14 protein-coding genes and 1 pseudogene are annotated in these 16156 nt (G+C 35.9%); 6 read left to right on the top strand and 9 right to left on the bottom strand.

What is annotated here, in order from left to right; translation table 11 throughout:
• Positions 1–3: 3 nt before the first annotated feature.
• Together CUN59_RS14925 and CUN59_RS14920 are read left to right on the top strand one after the other, a co-directional pair.
• Positions 4–420, top strand: coding sequence for a XisH family protein (locus CUN59_RS14925; protein WP_104388590.1), 417 nt, complete (start codon positions 4–6; stop codon positions 418–420).
• Positions 408–737 carry a XisI protein gene (locus tag CUN59_RS14920; protein WP_104388589.1) on the top strand — a complete coding sequence of 110 codons (330 nt, stop codon included), beginning with the start codon at positions 408–410 and terminating at the stop codon, positions 735–737. Before CUN59_RS14925 ends, CUN59_RS14920 begins: the two co-directional genes overlap by 13 nt.
• A 62-nt stretch (positions 738–799) precedes the next feature.
• On the opposite strand, the gene CUN59_RS14915 is transcribed toward CUN59_RS14920, so the two are convergent.
• Positions 800–2707 (bottom strand): hypothetical protein, encoded by a 1908-nt coding sequence (locus tag CUN59_RS14915; protein WP_104388588.1) that lies wholly within the window; start codon positions 2705–2707, stop codon positions 800–802.
• 286 nt (positions 2708–2993) lie between these two features.
• On the opposite strand from CUN59_RS14915, the pseudogene CUN59_RS14910 reads away from it, so the two are divergent.
• Together CUN59_RS14910 and CUN59_RS14905 are read left to right on the top strand one after the other, a co-directional pair.
• Positions 2994–3410 (top strand): annotated as a pseudogene (locus CUN59_RS14910) (XisH family protein).
• Positions 3398–3727, top strand: coding sequence for a XisI protein (locus CUN59_RS14905; protein ID WP_104388587.1), 330 nt, complete (start codon positions 3398–3400; stop codon positions 3725–3727). The pseudogene CUN59_RS14910 and the gene CUN59_RS14905 overlap by 13 nt, the downstream one beginning before the upstream one ends.
• Before the next feature lie 265 nt (positions 3728–3992).
• On the opposite strand, the gene CUN59_RS14900 is transcribed toward CUN59_RS14905, so the two are convergent.
• Positions 3993–4424, bottom strand: a complete 432-nt coding sequence (locus tag CUN59_RS14900; protein ID WP_104388586.1) for a C6orf136 family protein — start codon at positions 4422–4424, stop codon at positions 3993–3995.
• Positions 4425–4598: 174 nt separating this feature from the next.
• Between CUN59_RS14900 and CUN59_RS14895 the strand changes: the two genes are divergently transcribed.
• Positions 4599–5060 carry a pentapeptide repeat-containing protein gene (locus CUN59_RS14895; RefSeq protein WP_104388585.1) on the top strand — a complete coding sequence of 154 codons (462 nt, stop codon included), beginning with the start codon at positions 4599–4601 and terminating at the stop codon, positions 5058–5060.
• A 371-nt stretch (positions 5061–5431) separates the two neighbouring features.
• On the opposite strand, the gene CUN59_RS14890 is transcribed toward CUN59_RS14895, so the two are convergent.
• The 7 genes from CUN59_RS14890 to CUN59_RS14860 all read right to left on the bottom strand — a co-directional run bounded on the left by CUN59_RS14890 (position 5432) and on the right by CUN59_RS14860 (position 12274).
• Positions 5432–6211, bottom strand: a complete 780-nt coding sequence (locus CUN59_RS14890; protein WP_104388584.1) for a photosystem II electron transport protein, Sll1252 family — start codon at positions 6209–6211, stop codon at positions 5432–5434.
• An 87-nt stretch (positions 6212–6298) separates the two neighbouring features.
• Positions 6299–6799, bottom strand: a complete 501-nt coding sequence (locus CUN59_RS14885) for a hypothetical protein (protein ID WP_104388607.1) — start codon at positions 6797–6799, stop codon at positions 6299–6301.
• A 183-nt stretch (positions 6800–6982) separates the two neighbouring features.
• Positions 6983–7372: a hypothetical protein gene (locus CUN59_RS14880; RefSeq protein WP_104388583.1), complete on the bottom strand. Its 390-nt coding sequence runs from the start codon at positions 7370–7372 to the stop codon at positions 6983–6985.
• 106 nt (positions 7373–7478) lie between these two features.
• The gene (locus CUN59_RS14875; protein WP_104388582.1) at positions 7479–9500 is read right to left on the bottom strand and encodes a TolC family protein; all 2022 of its coding nucleotides are present in this window, start codon (positions 9498–9500) and stop codon (positions 7479–7481) included.
• 109 nt (positions 9501–9609) lie between these two features.
• Positions 9610–11169 carry a circadian clock protein KaiC gene (gene kaiC, locus CUN59_RS14870; RefSeq protein WP_104388581.1) on the bottom strand — a complete coding sequence of 520 codons (1560 nt, stop codon included), beginning with the start codon at positions 11167–11169 and terminating at the stop codon, positions 9610–9612.
• Between the two features lie 87 nt (positions 11170–11256).
• The gene (kaiB, locus tag CUN59_RS14865; RefSeq protein WP_104388580.1) at positions 11257–11571 is read right to left on the bottom strand and encodes a circadian clock protein KaiB; all 315 of its coding nucleotides are present in this window, start codon (positions 11569–11571) and stop codon (positions 11257–11259) included.
• 130 nt (positions 11572–11701) lie between these two features.
• Positions 11702–12274, bottom strand: a complete 573-nt coding sequence (locus CUN59_RS14860; protein WP_104388579.1) for a KaiA family protein — start codon at positions 12272–12274, stop codon at positions 11702–11704.
• 593 nt (positions 12275–12867) lie between these two features.
• Here CUN59_RS14860 and CUN59_RS14855 point away from each other — a divergent pair.
• Positions 12868–16128, top strand: coding sequence for an ATP-binding response regulator (locus CUN59_RS14855; RefSeq protein ID WP_165790208.1), 3261 nt, complete (start codon positions 12868–12870; stop codon positions 16126–16128).
• The last annotated feature ends 28 nt before the right edge of the window (positions 16129–16156 follow it).

Here is a 16156-nt window from a genome sequence, read left to right as displayed (position 1 = left end):
TTTATGTCAGCAAAAGATTTTTTTCACAATGCAGTTAGGTTAGCTTTAGAAAAAGATGGTTGGTTAATTACTGACGATCCTTTAAGATTTATAGTAGATACTATAGAATTTCGTCTTGATTTAGGAGCGGAAAGACTTCTAGCAGCAGAAAAAGAAGGAGAAAAAATAGCAGTTGAAATAAAATCTTTTTTGGGAAAATCAGCGATTAGTGAATTTCATACAGCTTTAGGACAAACACTTAATTACCGTTATATTTTAGGAAGAGAAGCACCTGATCGTATTTTATATTTAGCAATTAGTTATGAAATCTATACAGCTTTTTTTCTGATACCTGTGATTCAAGAAATAATTGCTGAATATAAATTAAAATTATTGATATTTGAAACTAGGAAGGAGGAGATTGTTTTATGGAAGGAATAAATTACCCTGAATTAGTACAAACAGTATTAGCACGACATACAGAAAGTCATTTAGCTAAGGGAACGGAAATACAATTAATATTTGATGATCAAAAAAATCACTATTTAGTCATTCATCTAGGTTGGGAAGGTGAAAAACGAACTTATGGTTCGGTGATTCATGTTGATATTAAGGATGGAAAAATCTGGATACAGTGTGATTTTACAGAGGAAGGAGTAGCTAATGAGTTGGTAGAATTAGGAGTACCAAAAAGCGATATAGTTTTAGCTTTTAGATCACCTCATATCAGACAATTTACTGATTTTGCAGTTGGTTAATATTTTAATTCATCTTATAGACATCTCCGAAAAAGATTGTAGAGACGTTCCATGGAACGTCTCTACAAGGGTTCTGGAAAACGCACATTTAATTTCCGGAGATGTCTTATGTACTTTTTTAGCTGTCTTATGACACCACGAAGATGTTTGACGTTCCGTTGTTCTTCATAAAGGGAATTTTCTAACGAGCTAATAATGTTCAGGTCAATATCAATCTCTCCATCATGAGATAATTTCAAATTCAGGATATAAGCATTTTTCTTATCAATTTGTTTTTTTATATCCTCTACTTCGGTTATGTTGATCAAATCTAAACAATTTTCTAGTTTCACTTTCAACTGTCTAATACAAGTATCTTTCTCATAAATTTGTTTTTGTAACTCCTCTAATTCGTTTATATTAGAAGTATATGTATATGTATCTAACTTCTCTAAATAATAATTTTCTAAATCTTCCGCATACTGTTCTAGATCATCTGCATACTGAGACATTAATGAAAGATCCTGCTTTAATTCACTAATTTCTAATTCTCTATCTTTTAACTTATCATTTAAAAATAAAATATCATCCTTTAATTCACTGTTTTTTCTTTCCAACTCTTTAACACGTTTATCCAAATCAAATTTCTCTCTTATAACTAATTCTAGCTGATATTCTGTCTCATTAAAAATTATTCTGAATTTATTAAAACTTTCAATAATTTCAGATTTTTCAGATTTTAATTTTTTAATCACATCATTTTTTTGATCAATCTGTTTTCTTAATTCCTCAATCAAACCACTGTTATCACCAACGTTAATTTTACTCAATTTCCATTCAGCATCTCTTAACTTTTCAGTTAAAGAATCTTTTTCCTCTTCTAATTTCTGAATATGATTCTTACTATTTTCTATAGCTGTTTTTAATTGTGATTCTTTTGCAGCAACGCTTATTTCCAACTGATTAATTTTTTGAATATTTTGATTTTTCTCAATTTCTAACTTCTTAATCTCATGATCTTTTTTAAGAATTTCAGATTCTAACCTTTCTATATCACCATTTATAGGTTTATTATTTAAACCTCTAATTTCATCTTCTAATTGTTGCACACGACTATTCAAACTCAATTTTTCTTGTATGAGTAATTCACAATTAGATTTTTTAAAATTAACACTAGCTTCTAATAAAGATATTTTTTGTAAATCTTCATCTTTTTCTAATTCTAAACCGTGAATTAAATCATCCTTTTGAATTATGACATTTTGCAGGTTTTTTAATTCATTCTTAATTTGTTGTAACTCAATAGTATTATCAGTTTTAGACTGTAAATCTTTAACTAACCCTTCACATCTAAATTCTAAAACTCTTAACTTTGGTATTAATGAATTAATCTCATTTTCTTTTGTAGAAATAATAGACTTGAGAACTTCCAGAGATTGATTAAAAGTATCCTTTTCTTTAATCAGAAGCTCATTTTTCTGTTTAATAACCTCAACCTCTTGGTTAACAGCTTGAATTTTAACTACAGCTTCATTGCGTTCATTCATTAATACCTGAACTTTGTCTAAAACTAAATCCCATGTTTTATCTTCTAAATTCTCCTGATAAACAATACCACCCAATTTTTGAATAAATAATTTTTGGTTAGTTTCTAAAACTTGGTTTCTTTGGGTAAAAATAGTATTTTGTATCTGTAACTTATTATTTGACTCTAAAGTTGTTTGACATTCCTGAAGCAAAGTATTAACTTGTTGTTCTAGCTTTTGAATCTGTTGATTTAAAGATTCATTGTCATCAGTCAATATCTCAACCTTTGTATTCAACTGCTGAAATTGAGAAAATACATCTAAAAAAACTTTAGTGATTAAATTATATTTAGCTATATTCTGAACATCTTGTGTATCAATATTTAATTGCGGTTTATTATGCTCTCTAAATAACAGATAGCTCAAAATTAATATGACACCTATCAAAATAGTAATGGTGATCATAGAAATACCTCTTTCAATCACTAATTAGGTAAAGTTGTCTTGGTAAAGATATATAACAACTCAGTTAATTTTATAACAAAACTAAAATATTTCATATCAGGATAAACGCTTATTGTATTAATTTTTAATATATAAGTATGTAATTGTGGTTGAAAAGACCCAACATCATTATAATTTAACTGCGTTGGGTTGTGATGCAGCTTAACCCAAGCTACGAATATAACATAAAAGCATTACCTAAAAAATCAGGTATAATCTAAGATAGTAAATATGACTTTATGTTTTTATGTCAGCAAAAGATTTTTTTCATAATGCAGTTAGGTTAGCTTTAGAAAAAGATGGTTGGTTAATTACTTACGATCCTTGATCATTTACAGTAGATGGTCTTGATTTTAGAATTGATTTAGGAGCAGAAAGACTATTAGGAGCAGAAAAGGAAGGTCAAAAAATAGCAGTTGAGATAAAATCTTTTTTAGGTCAATCTGAAGTTACTGAATTTCATATAGCTTTAGGACAAACACTAAATTACCGTTCTGTTTTAAGAAAAAAAGAACCCAACCGGATTTTATATCTAGCAATTGGTAATGACATATACAAAGAGTTTTTTCTAATTCCCTTTATTCAAGAAATAATTGCTGAACATAAATTAAAATTATTGATTTTTGAAATTATTAAACAGGAGATTGTTTTATGGAAAGAATGAATTATCCTGAATCAGTAAAAACCGTATTAGCAAGACATACAAAAAATCATGCTTCTAAAGGAACAGAAAAAGAGTTAATTTTTGATTGTGAAAGAAATAGTTATTTAGTAGTTCATGTAGGATGGGAAAATAATGAAAGGGCTTATGGGACAGTTATTCATGTAGATATTAGAGATGGAAAAATCTGGATTCAGAGAGATTTAACTGAAGAAGGTGTAGCTAGTGAGTTGGTAGAATTAGGAGTACCAAAAACCGATATAGTTTTAGGTTTTAAATCTCCCTTTGTGAGGGAATTTACTGGTTTTGCAGTGGGTTAGTTGTAGGTTGGGTTGAGAAACGAAACCCAACATTTTTATAATTTGATTGCGTTGAGTTGTGATACGGCTTAACCTAACCTACGAATATAATATATCTGAAGGGGGGATAAAATCAACTAAAAGACTGACTGTATAAGCTTCATAGCTCTTAGACCTTGTTAATAATACTTGCGCTTATTGGGTTAAGTCTCATTAGTTGGGCTACCAAAGTTTGACAATTATCCATAAAACTGACCCAAGTATAACCATATAGACTAAATATTTCTTAATATCCACCATTCCCTCGTTGCCAAAACTGCTGGAGAATCTCACTTGGTTGCCGATCCCATGTGTCAATATGCTCATATATTAAACAATCTGCATTCAATTTATAAGTTGAATAACCATTAAAAAGTAACTTGGCTTGCCAAGGAACACGCAAAACACCTCTAACTGTCCATGTAGCTAAAATTATGTCATTATCAGACTCAGATACATCATGTAAATCAAAGGCAATTTGCGTGAAAAATAATTGGGCATGAAATCGCAAAGTCCAGAAAATTATCCGATAACTAAATTTACCCTTAAATTTATTTACGGGATCACAGAAATAAATATCCTGAGTGTATATTTGATAGGAAATATCTTTCTCAAATAGTGTCGGTAAATCCTGTTTTAGCGTTGTAATTACTTCTTCTATCTGTAGTTGGGATTTCATACAATTAGTAGTTGCTTATAAATTCTTTATTATTCTCAATTTCTTATTCACATAACTTAATTTGTAAAAAAATATCAATCTTGTGATTTCAATCAAAATTTTTTAGCTAATCAGTGAGATAATAAAGTTGTGAGGAAAAGAACGGACATAACTCCATTATAAGGGGGAAAGATTATGAAACTTAGACTTTTAGCTGCTGTAGCCCTGATAGCTCCCCTGTTTCTAGCTAATTCAGTGAAAGCAGGAAACCAAAAAGATTTACAGAAGCTTTTATCAACTAGAGAATGTATCCAGTGTAATCTATCAGGTGTTAACCTAAGCGGCGCCCATTTAATTGGTGCTGACTTGCGAGGTGCAAATCTTCAAGGTGCTAACCTAGTAAATGCTAACCTGGAAGGTGCTGACTTGACTGGAGCAAATTTGGCAGGTGCTAATTTAACATCAGCCTTTGTTACCAATGTCAATTTTAAAAAAGCTAACTTAAACGGTGTGAATCTTACCAGTGCCACAATTAATGATTCTAATGTCTATCAAGCATCAATGGACAATATGAATATTACTGGTGCTGGTATACACAATACAGCAATTGGTATTGGTGGTGAAGAAGGTTCTGTTGTCATCCGTGATTGGGACTAAGTAGAGAAACTTAGCTAAGTATAAAATATCCAGGATATAACCCCGACTTCCTCTACAGGTTGGGGATATTATTTTTTATCGAAGGCAGGAGTGAGAGGTCAGGGGAAAACCGCGCTCTCTCCCCTGCTGCGACGAGCTACGGTGTATACACAAGTCCTATCTGTCTTCGTTTTGTGCCTATTTAGCCCCTAAATCCCCCAAGTTTGCGGGACTTTTAAATTCTTATGCCCCCAGAATTGGGGGTGAGGGGGCGGTTTGGTGAGGGCTTGGTTAAATTGGATCACTTGTGTGTACATCGTAGGCTGAGACCAGAGGGAGCAAGGGTTTAAGACCCCCACTGATTTACTCCTCCTGCCTCCTTCATCCAAACCCTACATATATCTCGTTAATTGGACCCGGTAGCGGTCTTTTTTAGTAACCGCAATTTCCCCAACTTCTAAACGACCTTTGCCTCGAATAGCAATTAAATCACCTTTTTTGACTTGAGAACTGGCTTGGGTGACTTCCTTCCAATTGACACGCACATCATTAGAGTCAATTAAATCAACCATTTTACTACGGGACATCCCAAAACCAGCAGAAGCGATCGCATCTAATCGCAAAGAAGCCTCCACAGTCGTTAATTCCTTCTTCTTGGGTTCGCGGATTTTTAACTCATTGATGTCAATAGGTTGAGTTTTCACTGGCACAGACCGCACCTGTTTTAAACTCATCTCTAAAAATTCTACCAATTCAGGGACAACAATCACCTGCGCCCCTCTTTCCCCCAATACAATTACATCTCCGGTTTTTTCCCGCACAATGCCAGTTCCTAGCATAGCCCCTAAAAAATCCCGGTGATTTGCCGTATCAAATAAGAAATTCCCAGCAATTTCTAAAGCCACAAGAGCAACTTCAGATTGATCTAAGGGTAACTCAGAACGAGCGATCGCTATTCTTTGTCTTTCCGCCTGTGGATATCCGCCCCAAGGGAGCAAATGTACCTCCGTTAAACGGCTAAACACCCTTTGAATTTCTGCCAACTCTGGCGGAGACAAAAAATCTGTTAATACCACTTCCCAGGTTTTTATAGCTTGATCTGCTTGATCAATCACACGGGCTATGGTATCGCGGTTTTCAACACCTTTTAAAAGTTCTTCTCTAGGTAGCATAGAATTTAGGAGTTCAGGGGTTCAGGAGGCAGAAGTAGGGGCGAACGGCCGCACAACCATCAAGCATCAAAAGTCAACCATCACCAATTAATTAGTTTCAGCATAACCTTGAATATTTTCTGGTTTAAACTGGCGCAAAATTCGGGTCGCTTGACGAGTGAGAGTTTCCGAACCCTGCACCACAATTAAATATTTACCTGCATCTAAGCGATTACGATAGGGTAAAGCATCACCACTACCAGAAACTAAACCCACACCACCACCAACAAACACGCTACCCATAGCACCACTACCAGCGCCTAAAATACCGCCAACTATATGATTACCAATTTCTCCAGCCCAGGCAAAGGTTTGTAAACCACTAATAATACTGAAGGTAAACCCAGCAAAAAATCCAAATGGTACTAACCAAATGGCCATCAGTTTTGCTTGTTTTCTCGCTTGTTCTTTGGGATCAATTAAACCAAACTCATCAGCACTTTTATAACCTTTACCGAGGATAGTTCCATTTATGCCTTCTCTTTCTAAGGCTAAATCGGCGGCTTCCGCTTGAATACGATCTGATAATACAGCAATAAGATAATTCATCAATTTTAAACTTTTATTTAAATTTATAGTAGATTGCCAGTCAATCATGTACAAACTAAAACTGAAAACATGGTTTTCCTTCCTGCCCACTGAGCGACTTGTACTAAGCTTGCGATGCCGCTAGTCGAAGGGTCGAAGTAAGCCGAAGTGCTACCTCCTGCCTTCTGCTGTAATATTTGGAACTCAGGATTGATGTAATTTCAGCAAATCCAAAGGTTCGCAAAAATTATTTACACCTTGTTTGAGAATATAAATTAACACCGGCGTGGCCAGAATTTTGGGAAAAGTGGGGATTGTCCTTAGATGTATAATCATCTCTTGAATTGACCCATTTAACAAGTCCTCTCGATATTCTTGTTGACAAATTACAGACCGCCATTTTTTCGCCAACCCTGCCAACCACTCGGAATTAGTTTCTTCTGGTTCTTGTCCTGCTCGAATAGCCAGAGTCATTACCGCATCTTCCAAATCTCCATCGCAATCCTCTATCAAGTCTAATGCTTCCATAGCTTGAGGATCATCTACCAAATGAGAACGAAATTTTGCTATCTCTTGTGATGTAACTGTAGTCATGAATTTTGGCCGACACCAGAGTTTGAAAAGTTGAATACTATTTTACAGCATTGGCAAGAAGCAATAAAACTCCACCTGCCTCCCGACTCCCCTGCTCCCCTACCTCTTACTTGACTCCTCCGGATGTTTGTAACTGATTTAAACCTCTCATAGTCACAGCCCTTTGTAATTCTGTTAAGGCGCGATTGTAATCTATGATTGCTTTTAGGCGATTAGCTTCAGATTGAGTCAGGTCATTTTCAGCGTTAATTACATCGGTTTGAGTACCTACACCGGCTTGGAATCTTAACCGAGCTAATCTTAAAGATTCTTTAGCTTGTTCTAAAGCTACATTAGATGTTTGTACATTTTCTAAATTGGCTGATTGGGTATAGTATGCTTGTTCTACCTGGAGGCGGATTTTATTTTTCTCCTCAGAAAATCCAGTTTCCGCGATCGCTATCCTCTTTTGGGCTTGGGCGGCTCTAGCTTTTGCTGCTCCTCCATCATATAAACGGAGGGTGGCTTGCACTCCCACGGAATAACCATCGACAACGTTTAAAATATCATTAAAGCGATCAAATAAGTTGTACTGCCCCACTAAACTCACTTCTGGACCCAAAGCTGATAAAGCTTGTTTTTTCTGGGCTTCACCAATATTGCGCTGTGCTAATTGCTGTTGTAGTTCAGGACGGTTTTGATAGGCTAAAATGATACTTTGTTCTAAGGGATGTTGCCATAAGCCGGCTAATTTTACTGGATCACCAGCCCTGATACTTACAGACTGGGGTAAATTTAATAAAGGTGCTAAATTGCGCCGGGCAATTTGTTTATCAGAAAGAGCTTGAGTTAATTTTTGTTGAGCGTTGGCTAAGTTTACCTGCGATCGCAACACATCAAAACGAGTCCCCACACCTGCCCGTTCCAAAGCATTGGCATCTTTCAAACTTGCTTGGGCATTTTCTACTGCTGATTGAGAAATTCTCACATTTTCGTCAGCTTGCTGTAGATTATAATACGCTCTAGCCACATCTAGACGAAGTTGTTCTGATTTCGTTTCTACATCTAATTCTTGAAACCGGATGCGCTCCTCTGCTTCTTTAATTGTGTATTTTCGTCTACCAGATGTATAAAGATCATATTTTATCCGTGCATTACCAGTAAATGCTGTGCTAGATGTAGCATCTGGTGCTGAAGGATTTACTTCCTGTCGTTGTTTTGCACTAAGTGTAGCCCCTACATCCCGAGAATTGATAATATCAGCACTTAAATCCACAGTAGGTAATAAAGCCGCTTGCGCTTCCCGCAATGCCGCCTTAGTCCGTTCTAACTCCAATATAGACCCCTGTAACTCATTATTATTTCGTTTAGCCAGTTCTAAAGCCTCTGCCAAACTAATCGCCTGAGTTCCCTGAATTTTTACTTCATCCGCTTGGGTGGGATATAACAGGGGGTTAGGACTAGGATTGAGATTATTAGGCGTGTTAGGAGGTTTACTAGAGAAATCTACCCCCTGACTAGGGGCAGAATTAACATTCTCCGTTGTTGGTGCTGTAGTCTTTTCCGATGTAGTCGGTATAGTTGTTTGGGCTATCAAATTACCACTGGTTGGCGGTAAACAGTTATTAGCATTCACAAGCAAAGCTGCCCCTGTCTTAGCCTGTTGCTGTGGGCATTGACTAGCTTCTATTAATTTGCTTACTTTGGTATCACTACTGGAAAATTCCTGTTGTGTGTCACCTAAATTATTAGATTGGGAACTACTAACAATCACTTTTCTAGGATTTGAATTTGATAGTTCAGAAAAAGTAACAAATCTGCTTTCATCTTTTTGATATGTATTTTCCCCTGCCATTCCTAGCCGACTGTCAGCTATGATTGGCGGTAGAGTCCGACCGCCGAAAGGAGGGTTACTAGCTTGACTCAAATAACTAGGAGGTAGTAATCCTAAGTTAGTATTGACTTTATTCTTAGGTAATAAGTTATAGTCTGTGAATGAATTTCCCGGATTGGTGGAAATTAACTCACTAGGAACAGACTTGAGTTTTACATCAGCAATTTTAATCTCATTAGCCCAAGCGGGCTGAGTGGTTAATACTGCTGCTGTAACACTAGGTAAGAAACTATAGAATAATTGCTGTTTTTTCACCGCATCCCCTCACACAAACAATATTAATTTAGCGGTAGAATACTTGCCTTCAAAACAAAATATAGCACGATCTTAAGATTTGGAAAGAAATATCGCACTGTTCTCTATTTTAAGCCTCAGAACTCGGTTTGTCTTCAAATCGTTTGACAATGCGAGAAAGTTCCGCCTTTTCGTCTATGATAACGCGAGTGGGCGCACCGCTAACAATGCGCTCATAGTTGCGGAATGAATCTTTAATGTCTGGTCCATCGGCCGTGATATTATATTCACGAATTCCCTTGTCATGCCACGAGCCGCGCATTTTAAATACATTAATTGCCCGGGACATTTCGCCACGAATTTCTACATATTGCAACATCAAAATCGTGTCTGTAATTGTGGAAATATGGGAATCCGTAATGGAATGAGAACCCATAAATTGATCGGTGGTATTGGTAAAGAACCCAGTAATTTCTTCCTGTTTGGCATAACCTGTCACACCAATAACGAACTGACGAAAAGCATTATTACTGACACCTCTGGCCATAGCCGAAAGGGAGTCAATGGCAATGCGGGCAGGTTTAAAATGGGATATTTCTGATTTAATAATTTGTAAGTGATCTTCTAAACCAGTGGATTCAGGATAGGTACAAATTATTTTCAATAATCCTTGATGTTCCAATTCCTCAAAATCAATTCCCCAGGAATAAGCATTTCGTGAAAGCTGGGCGCGAGATTCTTCATAAGCAAACAATATTGCTCGTTCACCATTAACACAGCCATCTTGAATAAACTTACTAACTAATAAAGTTTTACCAGTACCAGTAGCTCCTGTGGCTAAAATAATCGAGTCTTTAAAGAAACCACCACCACACATTTCATCTAGAATTTTTACTCCAGAAGATACTCGGACATTAGAAGAACGTTGTGTTAACCGCATTGCTCCTAAGGGGAATATATTCACTCCTGCATTAGTAATAGTGAAAGGATATTCACCTTTCATGTGGGTTGTTCCGCGCAATTTGAGAATTTCTAGAGTGCGTCGCCGCCGTTCTCCTTCTAAAACGTTGCGAACAATCACCACATTATCAGAAACAAATTCTTCCACACCAAAGGATGCCACAGGTCCATATTCTTCAGACCTTTCAGTGGTAATAATGGTAGTGACATTCAATTGTTTTAGTCTTGCTACCAAGCGAAAAATTTCCCGCCGCACTACCCCCACAGCTTCATATTGTTGAAATATAGCTGTCATGGAGTCAATGGAAACTCTTTTGGCTTTATATTTACGGATAGCATATTGTAACCTTTCAATCAAAGCCGACAAATCAAAATTACCAACAATATCCTGACCTTCGGGATCAGGAGATGCGTCTAAAATAAATAATTTACCTTCATCAATTAAACGTTGTAGATTCCAGTCAAAAATATGGGCATTTTTAATAATGTCACTGGGTGATTCTTCAAAGGTGACAAATACTCCTGCTTCTTCAAAATAGGTGATTCCATTATACAAAAACTGCAATGATAACAGAGTTTTGCCAGTGCCGGAAGTACCACTAACTAATGTAGTTCTACCTACAGGTAAACCGCCATGACTAATATCATCAAAGCCTTCGATCATTGTCCGAATTTTCTCTACACCACCACTAGATATGTTTTTTTGTTCCGATTGTTCTTTGCTACTCATGGTTTATCTAAAGATGGGTATTCAACCCAATTTTTTAAAATCAAGAAAGTTTTAAATCATTTTTAATAACTAAATAAATATGTTATCTTACTCTTTATCATTTTCTTCATTTAGTTCTTCATACAGTAGATCCAATCCAATCAACACTCTTTCTCTGTCTGTGAGATCACCAATGATTTTTCGTACAGGAGGGGGCAAAATTTTTGACAATGTTGGTGTAGCCAGAATTTTATCTTCTTCGGCTAGTTGGGGATTTTTCAGGACATCAATTACTTTGAGGGCATAAACACCCTGAAATTCCTGTTCTAAGATATTTTTCAGCGTTTTTAGTGCTCGGACGGAATTAGGTGTGTTCCCTGCTACATAAAGCTTGAGAACATAGGTTTTTTTGGCTGGATTCATAAAATATAAACTCCTAACAAATAGACATAGCCCATAAAAATGCACACAAACTTACCTGAGTACAGATTGTTCAGGTAGACTCACCCATGGAGTGATCATGAATCTAACCACAAAATTCACTGGGAGGTATTCAGATGATTTTAGCAACAGAACAGCGATACATCTCACAAAGATGTGCCAAAATATCTATTAAGGTTAAACGATAATCTAGCAAAGTTTCATCACTTCTACCTTCTAGCCTCAGTTGCTTGGCAAATTCGTCAATTACTTCCATGTGGATTTCGATGATTTGTGGCACAGGAATATTAGCATAGAATAAGTCATTAATAAATTTATCAATTTTTTCTTTTAATCCTTGATCAGTGATAAAATAATTGATAACAATTTCTCGGTAATCTGATTTAAGTTCTGCTAAAACGTTCTCTTTTTCATTGGCATTCATCTTTTGAAAACTTGCTGGTTTTTGCTCGTGACTAAGGGCTAAAAAATAATTACCTTGATTGGCTAATTTTTGCTGGTGATAGCCTGTTAACAAAACTATTTGATTAGATGGTGCATGAGTTGGTTGCCAATACCATTGGCTAAGATTTTTGTGAACAGCATTGCCTATTTGAATCACTAAACCTTGATGCTTTGGTTCTGCAAATGGTTTATCAATAATTTGTTTTATTTTTGTTTGTAAAAGCAATATAGGTACTAACATCTACTTTTTATAGACTATGAATCGTGAAAAATGAGATATGTGAACCCTTCAGTCAGGAGAATTAGGGAATAGGGAGTTGAATAAGCCATTAAATGCTCGATACAACATCTAACCAGGGAATGTGGTTTCTGCTTGATGATGTGCTTTTACTCATATCTAGTTGAAGATAGATGACATTATTTTACTCCTTGATAAGATACTTAAACGAATTTAAAGAATTGTCGCATTTTAAATCATTATAATTCCTCAAGGTTCTAAAGCAGATATTTAGGGTCATAATTATTGTTGTAGTTGTCACTATCAAAAGATGATAACTTCCAATAAGTACCTAAGCAACTTGGTGAAAATAGCTGCTTGTTCAGCATGGAAACACAAGCCAGTACCATCCCAGTAAAAATTATTCATGCTTGGCTTTCCGCCCATGGATGTAGAAGCTAGAATCCCATTGTGTAGGAGTTTAACCGTAACCGGGTATAGCATGGCATAGCCATTATTCAATATTCTTGCAGGAGCTTTAGGCTAAAAAACCATCTCCCCGCAATGGTGATGACGATGCCAGAGTTGATCACAAGAAGCATGACCTCAGAGGACTTATGTTGATGATACAGTATCCGCTTAATGAACTGATAGCAATTGTACCAATCTGTTTGGATACAAACACTCTAGCAGCAGTGCTGGATATTTTTGTCCAGGAAAAGTGCGATCGCTTGGTAGTAGTAAATTTACAACAACGGCCAATCGGCTTATTATACTCTGCTAGATTACTGCCACAGTTATTAATAGTGGAAACAGATAATCAGAATTTGGATTTACACCAACCACTATCCCAATTACATACATCTCTGATTGAGCCAATAGAGATTATATCCGCAACAGAAAGTTTAGAAACTTTTAGCTTATATTTAAAATATCAAGAGAAACAACAACAAAAAAAATTAGATTGGATACTTGTTGATGGAAATGGTAAATATTTGGGCATCTTGGATATTTTTCGTCTCATCCAGTTATTAGCCAAGGACAAAATACCCATTCATACTACCAATACAGAAGTAAATCACAAGTATAACCATGAGCATAAAAATTCTCTTCCCTTACCCAGTAATGAACCCCAAGCAAAAATTCACAAATCTATAGTACATTTATTAGGGCGATTACCCTGGCCGATGATGTTACAAACTAGTAATGGTGAAGTAGTAACTCAAAACCCAGCTTGGTGGCAACAACTAGGAGTATTAAAAGATCCAGAAGGTATTAGAAAAGAGGTAGAAACTATATTGACTGTACAACAGCCTCAAGCATCTAAATATATTTACACTGAACATCAAGAAAATCAAATACCAAACCCTTTTCCCAAGAATAAACAAAGTATTTCACCGACAGTTTATTTTCCTCAGTTACCATCAGCCCTGCCATTACTCCAGAAAGCATCTGTCAATATTAATAGTAGCTCTAATCGCTGTATTTTAGATAACAAATATGGTGTTTGTACCTGTGTAGTCGAAATCAAAAATGGTCAAGAAAGAATTTGGCAATTTGCGAAAGTTCTTTTGGATAGTAGCGAGTTGAAAATTTGGGTAACAGAATCAGAAATACCACCAAATACAGAAGAACTATGGCTAATATTAGCCACAGATATTACTGAACAACAACAACTTTGTAAAGAATTAGCCGCTAAAAATGCCGATTTAATTCAACTCAATCGCTTGAAAGATGAATTTTTAGCTTGCATTAGTCATGAATTAAAAACACCATTAACAGCCGTATTAGGACTTTCTCGCCTACTTATAGATCAACAATTGGGACAATTAAATGAACGTCAAGCTCGGTATGCTGGGCTAATTCACCAAAGTGGTAGACATTTGATGAGTGTGGTGAATGATATTTTAGATTTGACCAGGATGGAAACGGGACAGATGGAACTCACCCTCACCCCAGTCCAAATTCAAGTAGTATGTGAACGGGCTTTATCAGACGTTAAAAATATTCATCATCAAACATACAAAAGCAAACAATCATCCCCATCAGAAAATGAAACTTTATCTAATCATCAATTTAGCCTAGCTATTGAACCAGGTTTAGAACAAATGGTGGCCGATGAGTTACGCTTACGGCAAATGTTAGTACATTTACTCTCCAACGCCTTTAAATTTACAGAAATATCGGGAGAAATTGGCCTGCGGGTGAGTAACTGGGAAGGTTGGATTGCTTTTACAGTCTGGGATACAGGTATTGGCATTCCTGAAGCACAACAACATTTAATCTTTCAAAAATTCCAGCAATTAGAAAATCCTCTCACCCGTCAGTTTGAAGGAACTGGGTTAGGATTAGTTTTAACTAGGGCTTTAGCTCGCTTGCATGGTGGAGATGTGAGTTTCTTATCTCGTGAAGGTAAAGGTAGTCAATTTACCCTACTTTTACCTCCCAGTCCTCCAAAAGCTAGTTTTACCGACTCTGAAGATATAGTTATCAAGAGGGAGATAGGTAATATACCTAATTCTGCCCATCAAAGTCTCAATAATTCTCCACAATATCAGTCTAATTCTTCCCAAAGATTGGTGTTAGTAGTGGAAGCAGTAGCTCAATATATTGAGGAATTAACCGAACAACTTAAAGGTTTAGGTTATCGTGTAGTTATTGCTAGATCGGGTACGGAAGCGCTAGAAAAAGCCCGACGTTTACAACCAAAAGCAATATTTTTAAATCCTTTATTGCCTTTGCTATCTGGTTGGGATGTCATGACCTTACTTAAATCTGATGTTTTAACTCGTCATATTCATGTAATTGTAACAGCCACAGCAGCAGAAAAAGAGCAAGCATTTACTAAACAGGCGGATGGTTTTTTAAACTTACCAATCAAACATCTGGCGTTAGCATCACTGTTAGAAAACTTATCAAAATCTCCAGACATTAATAATTCAGAGATCGACAATACTCATAAGAGTAACTCTAAAAATGTGCCCCTACGAATTCTCAGATTAGTCAATCCAGAATTAGAAGTAATTACCCTTTATCCTTCCTTGCGTCAACATCGCGTCATTGAAGTAGATGATCTAGATCAAGCTGATTTATTAGCGCGAGTTTGGCAGTTTGATGTGATCTTACTAGATATGCAAATTTCTACTGCCAATCCTTATCTACAACAATTAATTAAATACTCAAGATTAGCAAATTTACCATTGGTAACTTGTGATATTGCCACTACTTTAGCAGCTTCCCAAATTCCTGGATTGTCTGTATTTCCTTGTTTAACCCCATTGAATCAAGAAAATCATCTGCATAATCAGCAAGGAGATACTTTATCATCTGTTTTACAAATTGCTGCCGGTATTTATTGCCCTATCAATATTTCAGTCATAGATATTGCTACGCTGAATGATTTGCCTAAGGTCAAACGTAAATCGGCTAAGAGTTATCAGACGCTCAAAAATTCTTTTAACGACTCTAATAATCAAGAAAATAGTCGAGGTTATGAATGGTTTCAAGCCTTAATTCAATACTTACAAACTGCTGGTTTTAGAGCTTATATCGCTAGTTCTTGGTCAGAAGTTATACAACAAGTTAATCATAAAAGTGTTGATTTACTTTTGATTTGTTTGAATGAAACTGCTATTAATCAGGCATTGCAAAAAGCTATTGATTCACTGAATAATTTACAGTTGAAATTACCACCGATTTTGGTACTAGATCCCAAATTAAATCAGTCTCATTATACTAACGATGGTAAATATCCTCAGCCTAAATACATATCATCTACAGGAAATTTAGTCAGTCAAATTGCTACCCAAATTTTACCCTGTTCTATTTCCATGGAAGAACTATTAAGTCAGATCAATCAAGCTTTAACTAAAAGTTAAGGGAATATAGCAATCCTAAATGAAATGT

It is taken from the genome of Cuspidothrix issatschenkoi CHARLIE-1, from assembly GCF_002934005.1.
Lineage (GTDB): Bacteria > Cyanobacteriota > Cyanobacteriia > Cyanobacteriales > Nostocaceae > Cuspidothrix > Cuspidothrix issatschenkoi.
Note: the sequence above shows the minus strand (reverse complement) of the source record. Positions and strands in the feature narration are given on the sequence as shown.

Bases quoted from the DNA above. Each gene is read 5' to 3' on its own strand.
- CUN59_RS14885 (WP_104388607.1), bottom strand. From the start codon at position 6,799: ATGAATTATCTTATTGCTGTATTATCAGATCGTATTCAAGCGGAAGCC.
- CUN59_RS14905 (WP_104388587.1), top strand. From the start codon at position 3,398: ATGGAAAGAATGAATTATCCTGAATCAGTAAAAACCGTATTAGCAAGA.
- CUN59_RS14920 (WP_104388589.1), top strand. From the start codon at position 408: ATGGAAGGAATAAATTACCCTGAATTAGTACAAACAGTATTAGCACGA.
- kaiC (WP_104388581.1), bottom strand. From the start codon at position 11,169: ATGAGTAGCAAAGAACAATCGGAACAAAAAAACATATCTAGTGGTGGT.
- CUN59_RS14925 (WP_104388590.1), top strand. From the start codon at position 4: ATGTCAGCAAAAGATTTTTTTCACAATGCAGTTAGGTTAGCTTTAGAA.
- CUN59_RS14855 (WP_165790208.1), top strand. From the start codon at position 12,868: ATGTTGATGATACAGTATCCGCTTAATGAACTGATAGCAATTGTACCA.
- CUN59_RS14900 (WP_104388586.1), bottom strand. From the start codon at position 4,424: ATGAAATCCCAACTACAGATAGAAGAAGTAATTACAACGCTAAAACAG.
- CUN59_RS14895 (WP_104388585.1), top strand. From the start codon at position 4,599: ATGAAACTTAGACTTTTAGCTGCTGTAGCCCTGATAGCTCCCCTGTTT.
- CUN59_RS14890 (WP_104388584.1), bottom strand. From the start codon at position 6,211: ATGCTACCTAGAGAAGAACTTTTAAAAGGTGTTGAAAACCGCGATACC.
- kaiB (WP_104388580.1), bottom strand. From the start codon at position 11,571: ATGAATCCAGCCAAAAAAACCTATGTTCTCAAGCTTTATGTAGCAGGG.
- CUN59_RS14915 (WP_104388588.1), bottom strand. From the start codon at position 2,707: ATGATCACCATTACTATTTTGATAGGTGTCATATTAATTTTGAGCTAT.
- CUN59_RS14860 (WP_104388579.1), bottom strand. From the start codon at position 12,274: ATGTTAGTACCTATATTGCTTTTACAAACAAAAATAAAACAAATTATT.
- CUN59_RS14880 (WP_104388583.1), bottom strand. From the start codon at position 7,372: ATGACTACAGTTACATCACAAGAGATAGCAAAATTTCGTTCTCATTTG.